Origin of the sequence: Methylobacillus methanolivorans (assembly GCF_044751345.1) — a bacterium.
Taxonomy (GTDB): domain Bacteria; phylum Pseudomonadota; class Gammaproteobacteria; order Burkholderiales; family Methylophilaceae; genus Methylobacillus; species Methylobacillus methanolivorans.
Map to the genome: position 1 here is coordinate 1,028,361 of NZ_JBIWXY010000001.1, position 21,072 is coordinate 1,049,432.

Genomic DNA, 21,072 nt, shown 5'->3' on the forward strand with positions numbered 1-21,072 from the left:
CTACATAGCATTTACCAAGAACACCACCGCTAGCTGGTACAACTGCTACGCAGAAAACTTGGCAATATGGAACAGGCCGCCGACCTCGCTCAGGACACTTTTGCGCGTATTCTGGCTGCCAACCAATATCATGAACTACGCGAGCCGAAAGCCTACTTGACCACCGTATCCACCCGCCTGGTTGCACAACACTTCCGACGCTATGCCTTGGAGCAGGCTTACCTCGACGCGCTTGCCTCGCAACCCGAGGCAACCAGCCCATCGCCTGAAACCGTGGCCTTGGTCGTGGAGGCTTTGGCTGCAATCAGCCGGGTGTTAGAAGGCCTAACGGCCCGTACACGGGAAATTTTTCTCATGTCTCAGCTCGATGGCATGAAGTATGTCGATATTGCAAGGCAGCTGGGCGTTTCGGTCAATGTAGTGCAGAAAGCCATGATCAAGGGGTTCCAACACTGCTATCAGGCTGTGTACTCGACTGACGCAAGCTAGATGAATAGATTGTTCACCCCAATGAACGGGGACAACAGCAACATCCCCGCAGACATCATCGAGCAAGCCGCGACCTGGATGATGCGGCTGCAATCCAGTGAGTTATCGCCATATGAACAAATGGAACACCAGACCTGGCTACATACCAGCCAGCAGCATCAGCTTGCATGGCAACGCATGACCGGGCTAGCAACTGACCTGCAAGCCAACAACCATCTCGTCGCAGCGCCGCTTGCGCGCCAAGCCTTATTATCTGCCAACGGCAAGCAGCGCCGCATGGTGCTGAAATCCATCGCCAGCATCAGCATCGCGGGCGGCAGCGGCCTGTTGGCATGGCAACAATTGCCATGGACATCATGGATGGCAGACCAACGCACGGGCGTCGGCGAACAACGCCGGCTCACCCTGGCGGACGGCACCTCCCTGCTGATGAACACCGACAGCGCGCTGGATGTGCAATTCCTCGACCATGAAAGGCGCATCACCCTGCATCATGGCGAAATCCTCATCGCCACGGCAAAAGACCCAAGGCCGATGGTGGTTACGACTAGCAACGGCACGATTACCCCAATCGGCACGCGCTTCAGCGTGCGTCACGAAGACCACACGCCGACCCGCGTGATGGTGACCGAAGGCGCGGTGCGCCTGCAACCCCGCAACAGCGCCAATAGCCAATTCCTTGCCGCAGGGATGCAGGCCGAATTCACCGGCCAGGAGATCGCCACACCCATCACGCTCAATCAACACGGCATGGCCTGGGCCTCCGGCATGCTGGTCGTGGAACGCATGCCCTTGTTCGCGTTCATTGCCGAACTCAACCGCTACCATCGCGGCAAGCTGGGCTGCGCCGACGATGCCGCCAATATGCTCGTCAGCGGCGCCTATGCCATCGACGACACCCTCGCCGTCATCGGATTACTGCAAGAAACCCTGCCGCTACGGATACAGTACTTCACTCGCTATTGGATCACTCTGCATCATTTATAAAAAATTCCTGTTCTCATCTGGCAGGTTTTCGTTTGCTACGCATCAAGTAAATCATAAGCACCTGTTCACGGTGCCATTGCAAACTTGAACCAGAGGGAGAACCACATGGCCGCGATGCCATTTACCAAGAAAAAAATCACACACGCTATTCTGCTCAGCATGGCTTTAAGTGCCAGCATTTGCGCCATGCCGCACCTGCATGCGGCAGAGCAGCAAGCCGATACGACAGCCCAACAATACGATATTCCCGCAGGCACCCTGGACTCAGCCCTAGGCGAGTTCGGCCGCATCACCGGCCGCATGATCGCCATCGACCCGGCGCTAACAATTGGCATCAAGAGCCAAGGCCTGCAAGGTCGATTCACGGAACAGCAGGGGTTATCAGCATTGCTGTTGAGAACCGGACTGGAAGTAGTAGCAGCAGAAAACGGTGGCTATCGTCTACGCAAAGCCAGTCAAGTGAATGGCATCAACCAATCATCCACACCCAACTCCAGCAATACATTGCCAGAGATCAGCGTACATACAATTGGCGAGCATGAAACAGCCACTGGGCAGATAAAAGGCTATGTGGCAAAACGCTCAACCAGTGCAACAAAAACCGATTCATCCTTGCTGGAAAATCCGCAATCTATTTCGATTATCACCCGTGACGAACTCACTGTGCGAAATGTGCAGCGGGATGGCGATGCATTGCGCTATACGGCAGGAGTGATCAGCGAAAACTATGGTAATGACATACGGCCAGGTTTCGACATTGGCACTATCCGCGGCTTTGACCCATCAACAACCGGCATGTACCGTGATGGCCTACGAGAGTTTAATGGCCTATGGAGCCGGTTATCCACCGACATCAATACGGTGGAGCGTATCGAAGTCCTCAAAGGCCTTTCCTCCGTTCTATACGGTCAAAGTGAACCCGCCGGTGTTATCAATAAAATCAGCAAGCGTCCCAGCGAAGCACCGGTACAGCAAGTGGAAATCCAGGCCGGCAATTACAACCGATACCAGGGCAGCCTGGATATGGGTGGTCCACTGAATAGTGATAGCACGGCGTTATACCGCATCATCGGCATGGTACGTGATAGCGAAACTCCGTATAAATATGATACCGGCCATCGTAGCCAGGACAATCGGGAACTGCTGGCACCCTCCATCACCTTGCGCCCTTCAGAAAAAACCAGCCTGACATTGCAAGCCGAATATTTGCATGCAAAAACTGGCGTATCCGCACAACTGGGATCGCCGACCACAGTTACTGACATCATGATTGGAGATTATCGCTACGACAAGAATGAACGTAAACAATACTCCATCGGCTATTTATTTGAACATGCGTTCAACGACGCCTGGACATTCAGGCAGAACCTGCGTTCCAGCAAAGTGGATTTTCAATATGCACGAATGGGGGCAGAAAGCCTGACCGGTACATTGCTCAGTCGCAGCAAAAGCTATATAGACGAGCAATTGAATGGTGTTGCACTGGACAACCACCTGCAAGCCAAGATAGATACTGGCATGCTATCTCACACCCTGCTGCTTGGGGTAGATTTTCAACGCTCTGCCTATACGCTGAGTAATGGCTCTGCTGTCGACCCAGCCGATAACCTGGACTTGAGCAATCCGATCTATGGCCGACATATTGCACGACCTGCCTATACGTCTGTCACAGCTAGCGCTATCAAGCAAACCGGTATTTATTTGCAAGATCAAATCAAGTTTGGAGATCATTGGGTGTTCACCCTGAGTGGCCGTCGGGACCGGGCTGACATCAGCGGTAGCGACAAACTGAATGGCGTTAAGCAAGATAAACAGGAAGATCAAGCAACCACCTATCGTGCAGGTGTCGCTTATATATTCGACAATGGTGTTGCTCCCTATGCCAGCTATTCAGAATCCTTCAACCCGAGTGCTGGGGTCGATGGTAACGGCAAAACCTTCAAGCCGACGACTGGCAAGCAATACGAAGCAGGATTGCGTTACATGCCGCACAACAGCCGGGATTTGTATACCTTTTCTGTATTTGAAATCACCCAACAAAATGTAGTGACTTATACCAATACAGGGGCTTTTCAAACTGGAGAGATCCGCTCACGTGGTGCAGAACTGGAAATCAAAACGCAGTTGCTGGATAACCTGAATCTGGTCACAGCCCTGACCTATAACGACGTAAAAGTCACCAAGACCGATGGTATCGGCATAGGCAATAAAGGTGATAGCCCAGTCTATGTGCCACGCAAAGCTGCTTCAACTTGGCTGGATTATAAAATCTCCACCGGACCTTTATCAGGCCTTGGTATTGGCGCAGGTGTGCGCTATACAGGGGAAAGCAATGGCGGAAATCCTTGGGGCGAAAGTTACACCAATCGATCTTATACCCAAGTCGATGCCATGCTGAATTACCACCATGATTCGCACTGGTATTTTGCGCTTAACGCTAATAACTTATTTGACAAGGAATATACAGTTTGCGGTTGGGGGGCCTGCACAATGGGATATACCCGCAGTGTCATCGCCACTGCCCGATACAGCTTCTAATAGCTTATTCACTCCTGCTTTTGCCAACATTAAGTAGGAGTGAATGTGTCATTTGTTATTGCTTTACAGCCAGCTGCAACAAAAACTGCGCCACCTGCTCCGCACATTCCAAGGGAAACAAAAGCTCCTGCTGGCGAATGTTTTCCATCGCGCCATCCATGCCAATCACCGTGATTCTGACTTCCTTATACTCTGTCGTTTCTACCGAGATCATGGGGCGATCAAGGATCACCAGATTGGTCTTGTTGTCTTTTTTCTGATTGTCTGCCATGCGTGTTCCTTTATGCAAAAAAGGGCGGCATGATAACAAATTCCTGCCTGCTTATTGCCTTTCCCGTGAACAATCTAGCCACTTCTCAGGTAAGCAACATCACTAATAAACCAGCGGCCAAAGCGACACCAATCACGGGATAAGTACGCCAAGCTAATGCTTTGCCACCCACTACACCGACCAGTGCGGCCTTCACCACACTATTGCTGACCACGGCCAGCACAATACCCTGCGTCGCCACGTTCATCCCCAGCTCGTGCAAGGCATTACGCGATAAAGACAAGCTGATGGCATCGACATCGGTCAGACCAGCGAGGATAGAGACCAGATAAACACCAGCATCCCCCATGTAGCGCCTGCCCGCCTCGACGAGGAACAAGATCAGGCTTAACAACAAGGCAAAACGGATGGCTGGCCGTAGCTCAAAGGGGTTGCGTAGTGGTGTTTCTGCATTGGCTGGCTCTTCCTTGATAGCCCGCAGCCAGAACACCCCTGCCCCGGCAAGATACACTAAACACATCACACTCAATGGCCAGGCAATATGCGGCAATATGGAAATATTCACCGCGGCCACAATCAGCAAGACACGTGGAAACATCAAGGCTGATGTCGCCAGCAGGCCTGCTGACAATACATTCTGCAATGGTTTGCTCGACAAGTGTGACAGGGTAAGCGTCATGGCGGTGGAAGACACCAGGCTACCAAGGATAGCCGTCAACATCAGGCCATAGCGTGTGCCAGTCAGGCGAATGGCGATATAGGCAATAAAGCTCAAGGCGGCGATCAGCACCACCATCCACCAGGTGGTATAAGGGTTGAACACGCCCCAGGGATCATAAGTCTCGTTCGGCAATACGGGCAGCATCACCACGGAGATGAACAGCAGCTTGAGCGCACCGGAAACTTCGGCCTCACTCAAGCGCTTGAGCAGGGAGTGCAATACGTTTTTCAGGCTGAGCAGCAAGGCCACCACCACGACGCCAGCGCTCGCCAGCATCACGTAGCCAGACAAGGCAAGGCTGCCCAGCAGGAAGGTAATCAGCAAGGCCAATTCGCTGGTGATGCCATGGTCACCAGTGCGGCGCACATCCACAACATAGGCAATGCCCACCACCAGCATCAATGCCGCCAGCACCGTCACCCAGACGGCCATGCCCATCTGCTGCCCCAGCAAAGTGCTCAAGCCGCCCAGCAAGCCCGTCAAGGCAAAGGTGCGGATGCCTGCGCTTTGGTATGAGTCGTTTTCATCGCGCTCTTGCCAGCCGCGCTCAGCGCCAATCAATAGCCCGGCACCCAGTGCGATGAGCAGGTGCAGCATGGTATCGATGGCAAAAGCCTGGTGCATATATTAGGTTCCCGGTTATATCTGCGAGCATGATACCAAGAGCCAGCGCCCTCTGGCACCAAGACAATGCTAGACGCGCACTGGCCTGGCCAGCCCGAGATGACCGCGCAGGGTGGCATGCTCATAATCACGGCGGAACAGGCCGCGCTGCTGCAGGATAGGAATGACGTGATCGACAAAATCCTGCACGCTTTCCGGCTGCATCGGTGGCATCAGGTTAAAGCCATCGGCACCGCCATTGCGGAACCAATGTTCCATCTGGTCAGCCACCTGCTCTGGCGTACCAACCATGGTGCAATGCCCTCCCCCTGCCGCCAAGCGGCCTAATAGCTGGCGCACGGTAGGCTTTTCGCGCTCAATAATGCGTAGCACAGTGGCATAACGGCCCTTGGGGCCGGTAAAGACTTCCAGCGGTGGCAAGGGGGGCACTGGCGCATCCAGCTCCCAATTCATGCAATCCTGATCGATGAACAACTGTAATTGCCGCAGGGATGTTTCTGCCGGCAATAGCTCATCCAGCGCACGCTGCTTGGCACGCGCCTCGGCCTCAGTTGAGCCGATGAAGGTCACCAGGCCTGGCAAGATAGGTACATCCACTTGCCGCCCGGCAGTCTTGACCCTGGCCTTGACGTCGCTGTAATAGGCCTGGGCCGACGGCAGGTCATAGGCCACGGCATAAATCGCCTCGGCATATTTCGCGGCGAGTGCGCGGCCATGATCGGAAGCGCCCGCCTGGAACAGCACAGGGTTACCTTGCGGTGGGCGCGGCACGGTCAAGGGGCCATCAACGAGGAAATGCGCGCCTTGGTGATTGATCTGCCGCACCCGGCTTTCATCGACATAATCGCCTGCACGGTCATTAAGTAAGGCGCCATCATCCCAGCTATCCCACAATTGCAATACCGCCTGGATAAATTCCTCAGCCCGTGCATAGCGCTCAGCATGGCCCGGCATGGCTTCATACCCATGGTTCCTCGCCTCGACATCAAACATCGACGTCACCACGTTCCAGCCTGCACGCCCGCCGGAAATATGATCAAGCGATGCCATCAGCCGCGCGGCATGAAATGGCGTGAAAAAAGTACTGGAAATGGTGCTCACCAAGCCGATGTGCTTGGTAGCACGGCTAATGGCTGTCAGCATGGTGACTGGTTCGAGGAACCAGCGCGGCCCATCCGTGATGTTATTGGTCGCATGCCCATCGGCAAAAAACACCGCGTCCAGCTTGCCGCGCTCAGCTAGCTGCGCCATTTCCTCGTAATAGCGAATATCACCCAGGCGTTCGACTTGGGAATCCGGGTGGCGCCAGGCAGCGTTGTGGTGGCCGCAGCCGAACAGGAATAAATTGATGTGCATCATGACCGCAGCCCTAATTCTTGACCAAGCCACCATCCACAACGAGATTCTGCCCCGTCACGGCACGCGACCAGGGCGAGGCGAAAAACAGCACCGCATCGGCAAACTCTTCTGGTGTCGTTACGCGGCGTAATGGTGTACTGGCAGCGATGAGGTCAAACACAGCCTCTGGCGTGGCAGCAGAAGCATCGGTGGTGCGCAGCAAGCCGCCCGACACCATATTCACGGTGATGCCGCCCGGCCCCAGATCTTGTGCCAGGGTACGTGTGAGTGACAACAAGGCCGCCTTGGCAGCAGTGTAATCGTGATAAGGCACGACCGGGTTCTGGAACAAATTGGTGCCAATATTGATCACCCGGCCCCAGCCCTGCGCGCACATGCCAGGCAAGGCCGCCTGCACAGTATTCAACGCGCCCTTCACCACCCCATCAAACTGTTGCTGCAGGCTTTCCCAGCGAAGATCGGCAGCATGCGCTCGGGCATCGCCATTGAACTTGAAATCTGGCAGCGCATTGTTGACCACCGTGGTCACTGGCAGGCCGAAATGTGCCTGGGCCTGCTCCAGCATGTCACGCACAGCGGCTGCATCGCACACATCCGCGCCTATCGCCAATGCACGTTCAGGCGCTTCAGCCACGAGCTTGGCCGCGGCGGCCTCGCTATGCAGATAATTGATGACAACCCTTGCACCCTGGTCGAGGAAGGCACGGGCAATATGCTGGCCTAGGCCACGCGCAGCACCGGTGACGAGCACGACTTGGTCTTGAATACGGAGTTGTGGGGCGGATGGATTGTTCATGTCATTCCTTTGCAGTAAATCATGGCAAAGGAAGACACCGCAGTCAGGGCTGCGACAGGCATTCCTCCGCCAGTATGATCTGGATCAGGTGTTACGGGTTTGCTCTCAGCCCTGTAGAAACCATTCCACCAGGGCACCCCGTGCCGAAAGGTTGAACCATAGCACGGAATTTGAACGCTTCACATCCAGTGCATTGTGAAAATCATGATGAAAGTCGTTATAATCCGGCACCAGAACGGCCACTTGCTATTGGCCTGTTCAATCCTGGGGGAGCCGATCACGGCTGAGAAATGGCAATGGGCCATGACCCTTAACACTTGATCCAGATCATGCTGGCGAAAGGAAGGAAGTACCGCATCGGGTTTGCGTACTCCTTGTCGTTCGTTGATTACAGGAGTCACCACAAGATGCTCAGTACACAAGCCACGCTCGCCTGGCTGGTTTTTTTCGCTGCCGCTTTTGCCATTCTTGGCATGGCTTACTCACGCCGTTATCGCGGTAATCTTGAAGAATTCATCGTCGCCCGCAACAGCCAAGGCTCGGTTGCCAGTGTCATGGTGCTACTCGCCTCTTCCCTCGGTGCATGGATACTGTTCTCGCCCGCCCAAGCGGCTACCTGGGGCGGCCTTACCGCGGTCATCGGCTATGCCCTTGGTGCGATGTCACCGCGCATCGCCATGATCCCGCTCGGCAAACGCATGCGCGAGCTCATGCCCAATGGTCACTCCCTGACCGAGTTTCTCATCGCGCGTTATGGCAAGCCAATGTATCTGCTCGCACTCAGCATCATGCTGTTTTACCTGTTTATCGCCATGAGTGCAGAGATCACAGCTATCGCCAAAATGGTGACCATCCTTGCGCCAGTGCCACTATGGGCCACGGCGGCCATCGTGCTCGGCTTTACGTTGCTCTACACCACTTATGGTGGCTTGCGTGCCTCTATCTTCACCGACAAGGTGCAGATCGTCATCATCATCCCGCTGCTGGCAGCGCTGGTATTCATTGGCTGGAAAGCTACCGGTGGCGTCATGCCTGTCATGGACAAGCTACGCGAAACCGCACCGCAGCTCATCGACCTGCACGATATTGGCGGCATCAAGGCCGGGCTGACCTTCTTCGTCGCCATCCTGCTCACCGGCATCTTCCATCAAGGCAACTGGCAACGCATTTACTCTGCCAAAGACATCCCCGCCATGCGCAACGGCTTTCTGCTGGGTGGGCTGCTAGTCGTGCCATTCATCTTCATCATGGGCTTGTTTGGCCTGGCCTTCATGGCGATGACACCACAAGGCGATAGCTCGGTCGCGCTATTCAGCGTGGTCATGCCCAATATCCCGCTCTGGCTGGCCATTGCCCTCATTCCACTCGGCATATCGCTGGTAATGTGCAGTGCAGATAGCGCGATCAGCGCAATTTCAAGCATTGTGGCTGTGGATATCGGGCGAGTGATGCCCAAGCGTAGCGCTCCGAGCTTGATGCGCTTGTCGCGCTGGCTGGTGCTGCTGGTCGCTATCCCGGTGTTAATCGTTGCTGCACAGGGCTACAGCGTGCTCTATCTCTTCCTGCTCGCCGACCTGTTATGCTCGGCTGCGGCATTCCCGGTCTTTTTCGGCCTGTTCAGCCGCTCGCATACCGGGCGAGAAGCGGTGATGGGCACGATCGCAGGATTGATCGCAGGATTGTCCATGTTCCCCATGCCCAATGAACCAGCGACCCACTTGCTGGAATCCTTCCTGCTGGCGGCCTTGACCCCCGTAGCAATCATTACTCTCACCCGCCTGCTCAAACGTCGCAAGGAACACTTCGAGCTTGCTTCGTTGACACATGCAAGCCGCAGGCTGGATCAAGAGCAACTCTAATAACGCAAAGGGCGAACGCAACGATTGAACATCGCTGAGCTCGCCCTTGATATTGTGTTGAGTTATTGAATCAGGAACTACAAGACAGCATCGAGCATCCGGCCTTGTGCTTGGCCCAATCTGGGCGCAAGGCAGCAAAGCGCTCCTTGCCTAGCTGCTCATCGTAAGGGTGGCGCAGCACTTCCAACAATTCTTCTATCAAACTGTTATCACCAGCATCTGCTAGATCGATGGCCTGTTGCGCTAGGTAGTTGCGCAAGACATAACGCGGGTTGACACGGTTCATGGCGTCCTTCCTGGCTATTGGGTCACGTCCATCTGCAACCGTCGCCTGGCTATATTGCTTGAGCCAATCACTGAACCTGGGCTTGAAGGTTTCCCATAGTGCATCGCTGTAGGACGCGCTTTGCAAAATGCCCAAGTCCGGCTGGGTCGCTTCAACCAAGGCCAGCTTGCGGAAAAATTCGGTCATGTCGATCTCGGCCTGGGTCATGAGATCGAACACTTCAGTGAACAAAGGCTCATATTCATCGCGCCACTGGCTAAAGCCAAATTTGGCGGCCAACACGGCACCCCACTCTTTGTTGTAAGCCTGGTCGAATAGCATCAGGCCTTCGTCGTAAATTTCCCGCTCCGGCTTCAAGGCATACAATGCTTGCGCCAGTCGCTCCAGGTTCCAGCGCGCAATCTCGGGCTGGCGACCAAAGCAATAACGACGGCCTGCGGCATCAGTGGTGTTGGGCGTCCAGCCGGGGTCGAAGTTATCTACCCAGCCGTAAGGGCCATAATCAATAGTGAGGCCAAGGATAGACATATTGTCGGTGTTCATCACGCCATGGACAAAGCCCACGCGCATCCAGTGTGCAACCAGGCGCGCAGTGCGTACACAGACAATGGCAAACCACTCGGCTAAACGCTCGTCTTCGGGGAAATCAGCCAACTCAGGAAAATCACGGTTGATGGTGAAATCCACCAGCGTTTTCAGCGTTTGCTTATCCTGGCGCATGGCAAAAATCTCGAAATTGCCAAAGCGGATAAATGAGGGCGATACACGGCACACGATCGCCCCCTTCTCCGCCTGCGGGTTGCCGTTATAAAACATATCGCGAATCACGACATCGCCGGTCTGCACCAGGCTCAGGGCACGCGTCGTCGGGATGCCAAGATGGTGCATCGCCTCGCTGCAAAGAAATTCGCGTACCGATGAGCGCAATACAGCACGGCCATCCGCCATGCGTGAATAGGGTGTCACACCCGCGCCCTTGAGTTGTAGCTCCCAGCGCTGGCCCTGGCTGTTTACTACCTCGCCCAGGCTGATCGCACGACCATCGCCCAACTGCCCGGCCCAGTTCCCGAACTGGTGTCCGCCATAGCACATGGCATAAGGCTCCATACCGGGGATAAGGCCATTGCCGCCTAAGGCATTCACCCAGGCTGGTGAGTTGATGTCTTCATCACTCAAGCCCAGCGCCTGCAACATCTCGGATGAATAAGCCAGCAGCTTGGGAGCCGATACCGAGGTGGGCATCACACGTGACCAACAGGCACCATACACTTGGCGCAACTGGTTAGTAGTATCCGGGTCACCCGGCAAATCCCGCAGGAAACGGTTATCAAAAGTAGGCATCATCACAATGGGGATTTCATTATCAAAGGTCATACAGAATGACAGCGTTGCCTATTGTATGTTCTCTGCTGAGATAAATTAAGTTGGTAGGCATTGCACAATAAATAGGCAATAGCAAATTCCATATGACATAACAACCGTTTAGCTAGCTCATGCGCATGCTGCCCACAAAGTTACCCACAGAAATTGTTGAGCTAGCATTACTTTCATCAGAACCATGGGAATATGGCAATGTCTCTGTAACATCCACCTGGATATTGAAAAGCGATGATTCCATTTTCCATTCTTGATCTCTGCCCCATTGTGCAAGGTAGCACGCCATCACAGGCCTTCAGCAACTCCGTCGCGTTGGCCCAGCTGGCAGAGCAGCTAGGCTATCGGCGCTTCTGGCTGGCAGAGCATCATAATATGCCGGGCATTGCCAGTGCAGCCACTTCTGTCGTGATGGGTCACGTTGCCAGCCACACCAAGGCGATACGCATCGGCGCTGGCGGCATCATGTTACCCAACCATGCACCACTGGCGATTGCCGAGCAATTCGGCACGCTGGAATCCCTATACCCTGGGCGCATCGACCTTGGGCTGGGTCGCGCCCCTGGTAGCGATATGACCACTGCACGCGCTTTGCGACGCAACCTACATGCCCACGGGGAGGATTTTCCAGACTTAATCGCAGAACTCCAGCATTACTTTGCCCAGCCTGAAGCGGGTCAAAGCATCCGTGCAGTCCCTGGAGCAGGATTAAACATCCCCCTATGGATATTGGGTTCTAGCTTATATGGCGCTCAATTTGCCGCAGCACACGGCCTGCCGTTTGCCTTTGCGTCGCATTTTGCACCCACGTTCCTGCTACAGGCACTTGATACCTATCGCCGCAATTTCCAGCCATCAGCCTCGTTGAATAAGCCTTACTTCATGGTCACGGCCAATATCCTAGTGGCCGATACCGATGAGGAAGCACGCTATTGGTTCAATTCGCAACAACAAGGCTTTACCAACCTGCATCGTGGCACGCCTGGCCAACTGCCACCGCCTGTAGATGATATTGAGCAATACTGGACACCTGCCGAGAAATTAAGCGTCGAACGCATGCTGGCTTGCTCGCTGGTGGGCTCTGCTACCACGGTAAAGGCCGGGTTGAGGAAACTACTGAAAGACCTCATGCCTGACGAATTAATGGTGACCGGCCATGTGTTTGACCACGCAGTACGCTTGCAATCATATCGTGCCGTTGCCACCATTCACGAACAACTGTCCGCAGAATAAAAAAGCCAGGCAAAAGCCTGGCCAGGGGCATGTATACCACTAGATGTTAATGTTAATACAGGTGATGTTGATCCTGCTGGCGTTTGCGCCTGCTGATCAAGCCCATCACGCCTAACCCCAATGCCAGCATGCCATAGGTGCTAGGCTCTGGTACTGCGGTGACCACCACACCGTCGAGGAAAGAACCATAGGAAGGTGCATTCTGTGGTTCAATCGAAGTGAACTTGAGCGTGGTAAGCGCATTGGACGCTACCAGATTGCTGAAATTATAGACCACCCACCCGCTGTGAGAGGTGACTGAGGTTGCTACCACCTGGCTCCCACCCCAATACACTTCCAGTGCACTATTCAGTCCCCCCGGAGTATCAGAACGGCCTGAATAGGCAAAGCTCAAGTTATAAAGCTGCCCTGTGGTTGTCGACAAATCCTGCCACACCGATGTCAATGCAGTGGAGTTGAGCTCCAGATATTGCTCACCATCGTATGCAGTATTGAAAGCTGACCAACCACCATGATCACTGCCTCGCTGTATCTCAAACTGCCCAGTAGATTCCCAGCCAGTCACATTAGCCAGTTGCTCATAGGCCCCCGAAATAGTATCGGCCTCAAAACTACCATTCACCACGATATTCGCTGCATTTACCCCGCTACTTGCAGCTAGTAGTGCTCCACAAGCTACCATCGTCAATTTATTCATTTTCTCTTCCTTCTCACATTAGACATGCTTAAGAAAATTACATAAGCCCAGCTATGAGCGCCAGGTTGAATGAGCATGCATGGCAGCTACACTCGCCACTGTGCGATACCGAACATAACTCAATGATTTATAGGAAAATTAGCCCAATCGGACTAATACAGGGAAATTGAGCGCTCAAGGTTAAATTGATCGGCATATACTGAATTGCAGCACCTTGGCTGGAGGCCATATGGATATACCGCTCACCCCACATCACAACACCTTGATCAATGCACTACCACTGGTAGATCAGGAGCAACTCATAGCAAGCCTGGAGCCATACTCCATGCAGTTGGGTGATGTGTTGTACGAATCGGCGCAGGTATTGAAATATGTGTATTTCCCGGCCGATGCTATCGTGTCATTGCTCTACGTGATGGAAAACGGCGCATCAGCAGAAATTGCCGTCGTCGGTGGTGAAGGCATGGTGGGCACGCCTGTGATCATGGGCAGCAACACCTCATCCTGCCGTGCCGTGGTGCAAAGTGCAGGGTATGGCTATCGCATCCGTGCCAGCACGCTCAAGCATCTTTTTGATCATAGCCATGCCGTTGCGCATTTACTCCTGCGATACACCCAAGCATTGATCACGCAAATCACCCAGACCGCCGTCTGCAACCGTCATTGCGTGCTGGAGCAACAACTTTGCCGCTGGCTATTGCTCAGCCTCGATAGGCTACCGAAAACCGAATTGATCATGACGCAGGAGCTGATCGCCAATATGCTGGGCGTCAGGCGTGAAGGCGTCACAGAGGCCGCTGGCAAGTTACAGCGGCAAGGCTTGATCAGTTACAGCCGGGGGCATATCCACGTATTGAACCGCTCCGGCTTGGAGCGCATGGCATGCGAGTGCTATCAGGTCGTCCGCCAGGAATACGCTGCGCTGCTGAATGCATGAGGCCTAGAATACGGCCTCGGCAGTGTTGTTACGATCAATGATCTCGCGGATGGTGTTGCCCTGCTCGCATTGCGCGAAGTGACATTCCTTGTCCAGCATGTTGTCAGGGCAACCGCTCAACAACGGGCAATTACCGAACAATTCAGCGATCCAGTCCACAAAGGCCCTGACTTTGGGTGACAAATGCCGGTTATGCAAATACACCACTGAAATCGGATGGCTGGAGGGCTGCCACTGCGGCAAGACCTCTATCAGTTCACCAGATTCAAGTTGTGGTAACACCATGTAGCGCGGCACCTGAATCAAGCCAAAACCTTGCTGTGCACAGGCAACATACGCTTCACCATCGTTGACGGCTACCTTACCCGTCATTTTCACCTCGGTCACATGACCATCGACGACAAAATCCCAATCCATGTTCCGCCCGGTGCGGCTGGAGAAATAATGCACCGCATGATGATGCTGCAAATCCTCCAAGGTCTGTGGCACACCATGCTGCTCCAGGTAACGCGGAGCAGCACAGGTCACGAGGTGAAAAGCACCGATACGTCGGGCCACCATGCTCGAATCTTGCAGTTCACCGACACGCACCACGCAATCAACCGCCTCCTGCACCATATCCACCGGGCGGTCGCTCATGCCAAGCACCAGCTCGACATCAGGGTAGCGCGTATAAAAATCACAGAGTTTGGGAATAATAATCAGACGCCCAATCGAGGCAGGCACATCAATACGTAGCCGTCCACTTGGTCCGCGTGTGACGTCGCGGAACAATGCCTCGGTTTCGTCCACCTCGGCCAAAATACGCATGCAGCGCTCATAATAGGCAGCTCCATCCGGCGTCAGGCTCAGGCGCCGCGTGGTGCGGTTGAGCAGGCGCACTTTGAGCAGGCCTTCCAGCGCCTGGATGGTGGTCGTCACCGTCGTACGCGGCAAACCAAGGCTATCCGCTGCACGGGTAAAACTATTGGCATCCACCACCCGGGTGAATACCTGCATTGCCTGGAACCTGTCCATAGAGATTTCTTAATTTACATGTTGATTATTATCCATTCTACTAACAATCAATATATAAATTAAGGAATTATTCAAAAATAAATAGTGGCGTCCACTGCCATACATGCGATTATTTGCTCTGTAATTCTCACTTCATACCCCCATAATGATGACTCACCCGACACCATTGTTTGTAAATTACGAACAGTGTTTCCACGCCTAAGAAGATTATTAAATTAGCCAAACCGATCACAATGTGTCGCATCCAGTATCAGCGAATGCAGACCGATTGTGAACGAACCGCACGTTTCCCGTGAAGACTTCATCATCCCCGGACCCGAGGGAGTGATCCCCGTCCGGCTGTACCGTCACGCGCAGGCGGAAGGCAACGTTCCATTGGTGCTGTATTTCCACGGCGGCGGATTTAACACGGGCTGCCTCGACGATGCGGACTTTCCCGCCAGCTTCATCGCGCACCATTGCCCTGCCGTCGTCCTTTCCGTCGGCTATGCCCTGGCACCGCAGCATCCGTTTCCCGCTGCGCCGGAAGATGCATATGCCGCGGCGCAATGGGCCGCGCGCAACGCGCGCCGCCTGAACGCGGCCGCCAAGCTGCTCGTGGTCGCAGGGGACGATGCGGGCGGCAGTATCGCAGCGGGCCTGAGCATGATGGCACGTGACCGGAAAGAATTCAGCATTGCCGCGCAAGTGCTGATCGCGCCGATGCTGGACCCCAGCATGACCCTGCTGGGCGACGCCGCCAGGCTCAAGTCCGAGCTCACCGCGGCGCAATGCGCGCAGCGCTACCGGCAATATCTGCCCAAGTGCACGCAACGCATGCACCCCTATGTCGCGCCGCTGGAATCGCTGCGCCTTGCCGGCCTGCCCGCCGCCATGATCGCCACTGCCGAATGCGACGTGCTGCATATCGAGGCGGAAAAATACGCCAGCGCCTTGATCAAGGCCGGCATCCCTACCCAGGTGTCGCGTTTTGCCGGCGTCCAGCACGCCGAATTGCCCGCCCACCAGCCCATGCTGCATGAGGTGGTGGAGTTCCTGCGCCGCCAGGCGGGACAAGCTGGTTTACCTATTAACAGCGGCTAACAGAACTCAGCGAAGCGCTCCTGACAGGAGCGTTTTGTCAGCCGCGCTAAATTTTGATTTCAACATTGAAGATGAGGAACATCATGTCTAAACCACTCCAACAAAAGAAATTCGCCGCCCTGCTGGCGGCGGCCCTGGCAATCTCGGGCGGCGTCATCTTGTGGTCGCCCGCGAGCCACGAGGCCCAGGCCGACACCGCTGCCGCAACAAATGCCGCTACCGTGGACGTTGCGGTTGTCGCGCAGCAGGACATCACCGACTGGCAGGATTATTCAGGCCGCCTGGAGGCGGTCGAGCGCGTTGAAATCCGTCCCCTGGTTTCCGGCACGCTGACCAAGATCCATTTCAAGGACGGCGACCTGGTGAAGAAAGGCGACGTGCTGTTCACCATAGACCCGCGGCCGTTCGAGGCGGAAGTCGCACGCGCCCAGGCCCAGCTGAGCGGCGCCGAGGCGCGGCTAGACTACACCAGCCACGACCTGGAACGCGCGGAGCGCCTGATCGGCGACAACGCCATTGCCCGCCGCGACTTCGAGGAAAAGCGCAACGCGGCGCTGGAGGCGAAGGCCGCATTGCTGGCAGCGCAGGCCGCATTGCAGACCGCCCGCCTCAACCTGGAATACAGCCGCATCACGGCACCGGTATCCGGCCGGATTTCGCGCGCCGAGGTGACGCTGGGCAATATCGTCTCCGCGGGTGCGAGCTCCACACCGCTCACCACGCTGGTGTCTACCGACAACATCTACGCGGCGCTCGAGGTGGACGAGCAAAGCTACCTGAAATTCATCCAGCCCGGGCACACCAGCCAGCTCAAGGTATTGCTGGGTCTGGCGAACGAGGACGGCTATAGCCGCGAAGGACGCATCGGCTCGGTCGATAACCGCCTCGACACTGCATCGGGCACCATCCGCGTGCGCGCCGTGTTCGACAACCGCAAGGGCGACTTGCTGCCGGGGCTGTATGCGCGCGTCAGGCTGGGCAGCGGCAGCACCCACCCGGCGTTACTGATAGACGAGAAAGCCGTGGGCACCGACCAGGACAAGCGCTACGTGCTGGTGGTCGATGCGCAGAACCAGGCCAATTACCGCGAGATACGGCTAGGCGCGGCCCATGGCGAGCTGCGCGTGGTGGAAAGCGGCCTGCAGCCTGGCGAACGCATCGTGGTCAATGGCCTGCAACGGGTGCGTCCCGGCAGCCAGGTCAGCCCGCATCTGATCGCCATGCCCGGCAGCGAGTCGCCATTGGCCCAGGTTCGGGCAGAGGAAGCGGTCCACACGATCCGCAGCCTACCCAATAAACAGCAAAAGGCCGTCAACGCATGAGAGCCTATTCATCCTCTTTTCATAGGGTACGTTGTCCTGCCAGGGTCGGCGATGCAAGGCGCAAACCACAGTCGGGCCATTACCCGGCGAGGATTTGCAACGCTGCAGCGACTATGCTGACCGGACAACCCGCAGGGCATGGCTTCAAAGCGCACCCGCTCTGCGTTCCAGACCTTGGCGAGGCAATAAGCATCGCCTGCGGCCTGCGCCTTGATCGGGCACGCTTTGAAACCATGCGTCCCCTATAAAAAGAGGATGAACAGGCTCTAAATCTTAGGGAGAATCCAATATGAATATCTCAAAATTCTTCATCGACCGCCCGATCTTTGCGGGCGTGCTGTCGATGCTCATCTTGCTGGGCGGGGCGTTGGCCATGTTCCAGCTACCCATCTCTGAATATCCCGAAGTCGTGCCGCCTTCCGTGGTGGTGCGCGCGCAATACCCTGGTGCCAACCCCAAGGTGATCGCCGAGACGGTGGCTTCGCCGCTGGAGGAATCCATCAACGGCGTGGAAGACATGATCTACATGCAGTCTCAAGCCAACAGCGACGGCAACCTCACCATCACCGTCAACTTCAAGCTCGGCGTGGACCCGGACAAGGCGCAGCAACTGGTGCAGAACCGCGTCAACCAGGCGTTGCCCAGGTTACCGCCCGATGTGCAGCGGCTGGGCCTCACCACGCTGAAAAGCTCGCCCACCCTCACCATGGTGGTGCACCTGGCCTCGCCGGACAACCGCTATGATATGACTTACCTGCGCAACTATGCCGTGATCAACGTCAAGGATAGACTGGCGCGCATCCAGGGCGTGGGCGAAGTCGGCTTGTTCGGTTCCGGCAACTACGCCATGCGCGTCTGGCTCGACCCGCAGAAAGTCGCCCAGCGTGGCATGACCGCTTCCGATGTGGTGCAGGCGATCCGCGAGCAAAATGTGCAGGTGGCGGCTGGCGTGATCGGCGCCTCTCCCAATAATGTGCCGCTGCAACTGTCGGTCAATGCGCAGGGCCGCCTCAAGACTGAGGAAGAGTTTGCGGCGATTATTCTCAAGACTTCCGCCGAGGGCGGCATCACACGCCTTTCCGACGTAGCACGTATCGAACTGGCCGCCTCCGAGTACGGCCTGCGTTCCTTGCTCGACAACAAGCCCGCGGTCGCCATCCCGATCTTCCAAGCACCCGGCGCCAACGCGCTGGCGATTTCCGATGCCGTGCGCGCCACCATGAAGGAGCTGGCCGCCGATTTCCCCGAATCCGTGGAATACCATATCGTCTACGACCCGACGCAGTTCGTGCGCTCCAGCATCCGCGCCGTGGTGACCACGCTGCTGGAAGCGATCGCGCTGGTGGTGCTGGTGGTGATCCTGTTCCTGCAGACCTGGCGCGCGTCCATCATCCCCTTGCTGGCGGTCCCGGTCTCCATCATCGGTACTTTCTCGCTGATGCTGGCGTTCGGCTATTCCATCAACGCCCTGTCGCTGTTTGGCATGGTGCTGGCGATCGGCATCGTGGTAGATGACGCCATCGTCGTGGTGGAAAACGTCGAGCGCAACATCGCATCGGGCCTGAGCCCGCGCGACGCCACCTACCAGGCCATGCGTGAGGTGAGCGGGCCCATCATCGCCATCGCGCTGACCCTGATCGCGGTGTTCGTGCCGTTGGCGTTCATGACCGGCCTCACCGGACAGTTCTACAAGCAGTTCGCCATGACCATCGCCATTTCCACCGTGATCTCGGCGTTCAACTCCCTGACCTTGTCCCCTGCCCTGTCCGCCATGCTGCTCAAGGGCCACGGCGACAAGAAGGACTGGCTCACGCGCTTGATGGACCGCTGGCTGGGCGGCTTCTTTGCCAGATTCAACAACCTGTTCAGCCGCGCTTCCGACAACTACGGCAAAGGCGTCAAGGGCATCATCAACCATAAGGGCGCAGCCATGGGCGTCTATGCCGTGCTGCTCGGCCTGACCGTGGGCGTTTCCCTGATTGTGCCCGGCGGCTTCGTGCCGGCGCAGGACAAGCAATACCTGGTGGGCTTCGCCCAGCTGCCCAGCGGCGCCTCGCTGGAACGCACGGAGGAAGTCATCCGCCGCATGAGCGAGATCGCATTGCAGCAGCCCGGCGTGGAAAACGCGGTCGCCTTTCCCGGCCTCTCGATCAACGGCTTCACCAACAGTTCCAGCGCCGGCATCGTCTTTACGCCGCTGAAGCCGTTCAACGAACGCAAAGGCAAGGAGTTATCGGCCGCCGCGATTGCGCAAGCGCTGAACGAGAAATTCGGCCAGATCCAGGACGCCTATATCGCCGTGTTCCCGCCGCCCCCGGTCATGGGCCTGGGCACCATCGGTGGCTTCAAGCTACAAATCGAGGACAGGGGCGCGCTGGGCTATGCCGAGCTGGATAAGGCGGTGAACGCCTTCGTCGCCGAGGCTTCCAAGGCGCCGGAACTGGGGCCCATGTTTACCAACTACCAGATCAACGTGCCGCAGCTGAACGTGGACCTGGACCGCGCCAAGGCCAAGCAATTGGGCGTACCGGTGACCGAGGTGTTCGACACCATGCAGATCTACCTCGGCTCGCTCTACATCAACGACTTCAACCGCTTCGGCAGGGTGTTCCAGGTGCGCGCGCAAGCCGATGCGCCCTACCGCGCCAAGGCCGAGGACATCCTGCAACTGAAAACCCGCAACATGGCGGGCGACATGGTGCCGTTGTCCTCGCTGGTCAAGGTGACGCCCACCTATGGCCCGGAAATGGTGGTGCGCTACAACGGCTATACCGCCGCCGACATCAACGGCGGACCAGCGCCCGGCTATTCCACCGGGCAGGCCCAGGCGGCAGTGGAAAGGATAGCCGCACAGACCCTGCCACCCGGCATCAAGTTCGAGTGGACCGACCTGACCTACCAGCAGATCCTCGCGGGCAATGCCGGCATCTGGGTGTTCCCGATCAGCGTGCTGCTGGTGTTCCTGGTGCTAGCGGCGCTGTACGAGAGCCTGGCCTTACCGCTCGCGGTAATCCTCATCGTGCCGATGAGCATCCTGGCTGCGCTCACGGGCGTCTGGCTGACCAAGGGCGATAACAACATCTTTACCCAGATCGGGCTGATGGTGCTGGTGGGACTATCTGCGAAAAACGCCATCCTCATCGTCGAGTTCGCGCGCGAGCTGGAGTTACAAGGCAGCAGCATCGTCAAGGCTGCGATCGAGGCCAGCCGTTTGCGTCTGCGCCCCATCCTCATGACCTCTATCGCCTTCATCATGGGCGTGGTGCCGCTGGTGACTTCCAGCGGCGCGGGCTCGGAAATGCGCTACGCCATGGGCATCGCCGTGTTCTTCGGCATGCTCGGCGTGACCCTGTTCGGCCTGTTCCTCACGCCCGTGTTCTATGTGCTGCTGCGCAAGCTGAGCGGCGGCCGCCAGTTGCACTCGGCCACTGAGCACAAACCCCATGTTGCCGGCCCAGCCGCCAGCCATTTGATATAGG

16 protein-coding genes and 2 riboswitches are annotated in these 21,072 nt (G+C 56.4%); of the genes, 9 read left to right on the top strand and 7 right to left on the bottom strand.

Features of this window, described 5'->3' with window-relative positions:
- Nucleotides 1–42: 42 nt before the first annotated feature.
- The 3 genes from ACIKP9_RS04705 to ACIKP9_RS04715 all read left to right on the top strand — a co-directional run bounded on the left by ACIKP9_RS04705 (nucleotide 43) and on the right by ACIKP9_RS04715 (nucleotide 4,014).
- A complete protein-coding gene (locus ACIKP9_RS04705; protein WP_400881858.1) occupies nucleotides 43–489 on the top strand; it encodes a sigma-70 family RNA polymerase sigma factor in 447 nt (148 codons plus the stop codon).
- Nucleotides 490–1,476: a FecR family protein gene (locus ACIKP9_RS04710; RefSeq protein ID WP_400879945.1), complete on the top strand. Its 987-nt coding sequence runs from the start codon at nucleotides 490–492 to the stop codon at nucleotides 1,474–1,476.
- 105 nt (nucleotides 1,477–1,581) lie between these two features.
- Nucleotides 1,582–4,014 (top strand): TonB-dependent siderophore receptor, encoded by a 2,433-nt coding sequence (locus ACIKP9_RS04715; protein ID WP_400879947.1) that lies wholly within the window; start codon nucleotides 1,582–1,584, stop codon nucleotides 4,012–4,014.
- A gap of 55 nt (nucleotides 4,015–4,069) precedes the next feature.
- Here the strand turns inward: ACIKP9_RS04715 and ACIKP9_RS04720 are convergent, their stop codons facing one another.
- The 4 genes from ACIKP9_RS04720 to ACIKP9_RS04735 form a co-directional block, all read right to left on the bottom strand.
- Nucleotides 4,070–4,285, bottom strand: a complete 216-nt coding sequence (locus ACIKP9_RS04720) for a hypothetical protein (protein ID WP_400879950.1) — start codon at nucleotides 4,283–4,285, stop codon at nucleotides 4,070–4,072.
- An 85-nt stretch (nucleotides 4,286–4,370) separates the two neighbouring features.
- Nucleotides 4,371–5,630 (bottom strand): MgtC/SapB family protein, encoded by a 1,260-nt coding sequence (locus tag ACIKP9_RS04725; RefSeq protein ID WP_400879953.1) that lies wholly within the window; start codon nucleotides 5,628–5,630, stop codon nucleotides 4,371–4,373.
- A 69-nt stretch (nucleotides 5,631–5,699) separates the two neighbouring features.
- Nucleotides 5,700–6,989 (bottom strand): LLM class flavin-dependent oxidoreductase, encoded by a 1,290-nt coding sequence (locus tag ACIKP9_RS04730; protein ID WP_400879956.1) that lies wholly within the window; start codon nucleotides 6,987–6,989, stop codon nucleotides 5,700–5,702.
- A gap of 10 nt (nucleotides 6,990–6,999) precedes the next feature.
- Complete coding sequence (locus ACIKP9_RS04735; protein WP_400879959.1) at nucleotides 7,000–7,785, bottom strand: 3-oxoacyl-ACP reductase; 786 nt, start codon at nucleotides 7,783–7,785, stop codon at nucleotides 7,000–7,002.
- A gap of 44 nt (nucleotides 7,786–7,829) precedes the next feature.
- Nucleotides 7,830–7,936: riboswitch (TPP riboswitch) on the bottom strand.
- A gap of 105 nt (nucleotides 7,937–8,041) precedes the next feature.
- A riboswitch (TPP riboswitch) is annotated at nucleotides 8,042–8,146 on the top strand.
- Between the two features lie 46 nt (nucleotides 8,147–8,192).
- On the opposite strand from ACIKP9_RS04735, the gene ACIKP9_RS04740 reads away from it, so the two are divergent.
- A complete protein-coding gene (locus tag ACIKP9_RS04740) occupies nucleotides 8,193–9,644 on the top strand; it encodes a sodium:solute symporter family protein (protein WP_400879962.1) in 1,452 nt (483 codons plus the stop codon).
- A 70-nt stretch (nucleotides 9,645–9,714) separates the two neighbouring features.
- Here ACIKP9_RS04740 and ACIKP9_RS04745 read toward each other — a convergent pair whose 3' ends face one another.
- Nucleotides 9,715–11,271 (bottom strand): protein adenylyltransferase SelO, encoded by a 1,557-nt coding sequence (locus ACIKP9_RS04745; RefSeq protein WP_400881860.1) that lies wholly within the window; start codon nucleotides 11,269–11,271, stop codon nucleotides 9,715–9,717.
- Nucleotides 11,272–11,538: 267 nt separating this feature from the next.
- Here ACIKP9_RS04745 and ACIKP9_RS04750 point away from each other — a divergent pair, with 267 nt between their 5' ends.
- Complete coding sequence (locus ACIKP9_RS04750; protein ID WP_400879965.1) at nucleotides 11,539–12,537, top strand: LLM class flavin-dependent oxidoreductase; 999 nt, start codon at nucleotides 11,539–11,541, stop codon at nucleotides 12,535–12,537.
- Nucleotides 12,538–12,589: 52 nt separating this feature from the next.
- On the opposite strand, the gene ACIKP9_RS04755 is transcribed toward ACIKP9_RS04750, so the two are convergent.
- Nucleotides 12,590–13,234, bottom strand: coding sequence for a DUF642 domain-containing protein (locus ACIKP9_RS04755; RefSeq protein ID WP_400879968.1), 645 nt, complete (start codon nucleotides 13,232–13,234; stop codon nucleotides 12,590–12,592).
- Nucleotides 13,235–13,463: 229 nt separating this feature from the next.
- On the opposite strand from ACIKP9_RS04755, the gene ACIKP9_RS04760 reads away from it, so the two are divergent.
- A complete protein-coding gene (locus ACIKP9_RS04760; RefSeq protein WP_400879971.1) occupies nucleotides 13,464–14,171 on the top strand; it encodes a Crp/Fnr family transcriptional regulator in 708 nt (235 codons plus the stop codon).
- 3 nt (nucleotides 14,172–14,174) lie between these two features.
- Here the strand turns inward: ACIKP9_RS04760 and ACIKP9_RS04765 are convergent, their stop codons facing one another.
- The gene (locus ACIKP9_RS04765; RefSeq protein ID WP_400879973.1) at nucleotides 14,175–15,188 is read right to left on the bottom strand and encodes a LysR family transcriptional regulator; all 1,014 of its coding nucleotides are present in this window, start codon (nucleotides 15,186–15,188) and stop codon (nucleotides 14,175–14,177) included.
- A 270-nt stretch (nucleotides 15,189–15,458) separates the two neighbouring features.
- Here ACIKP9_RS04765 and ACIKP9_RS04770 point away from each other — a divergent pair, with 270 nt between their 5' ends.
- The 3 genes from ACIKP9_RS04770 (at nucleotide 15,459) to ACIKP9_RS04780 (ending at nucleotide 21,071) form a co-directional block, all read left to right on the top strand.
- Entirely contained in the window at nucleotides 15,459–16,271 is an 813-nt protein-coding gene (locus ACIKP9_RS04770) for an alpha/beta hydrolase (protein WP_400879976.1), read from the top strand.
- A gap of 83 nt (nucleotides 16,272–16,354) precedes the next feature.
- On the top strand, nucleotides 16,355–17,593 hold the full coding sequence (locus ACIKP9_RS04775) for an efflux RND transporter periplasmic adaptor subunit (protein ID WP_400879979.1): 1,239 nt from the start codon (nucleotides 16,355–16,357) through the stop codon (nucleotides 17,591–17,593).
- A gap of 289 nt (nucleotides 17,594–17,882) precedes the next feature.
- On the top strand, nucleotides 17,883–21,071 hold the full coding sequence (locus tag ACIKP9_RS04780) for an efflux RND transporter permease subunit (protein ID WP_400879982.1): 3,189 nt from the start codon (nucleotides 17,883–17,885) through the stop codon (nucleotides 21,069–21,071).
- Nucleotide 21,072: the final 1 nt, after the last annotated feature.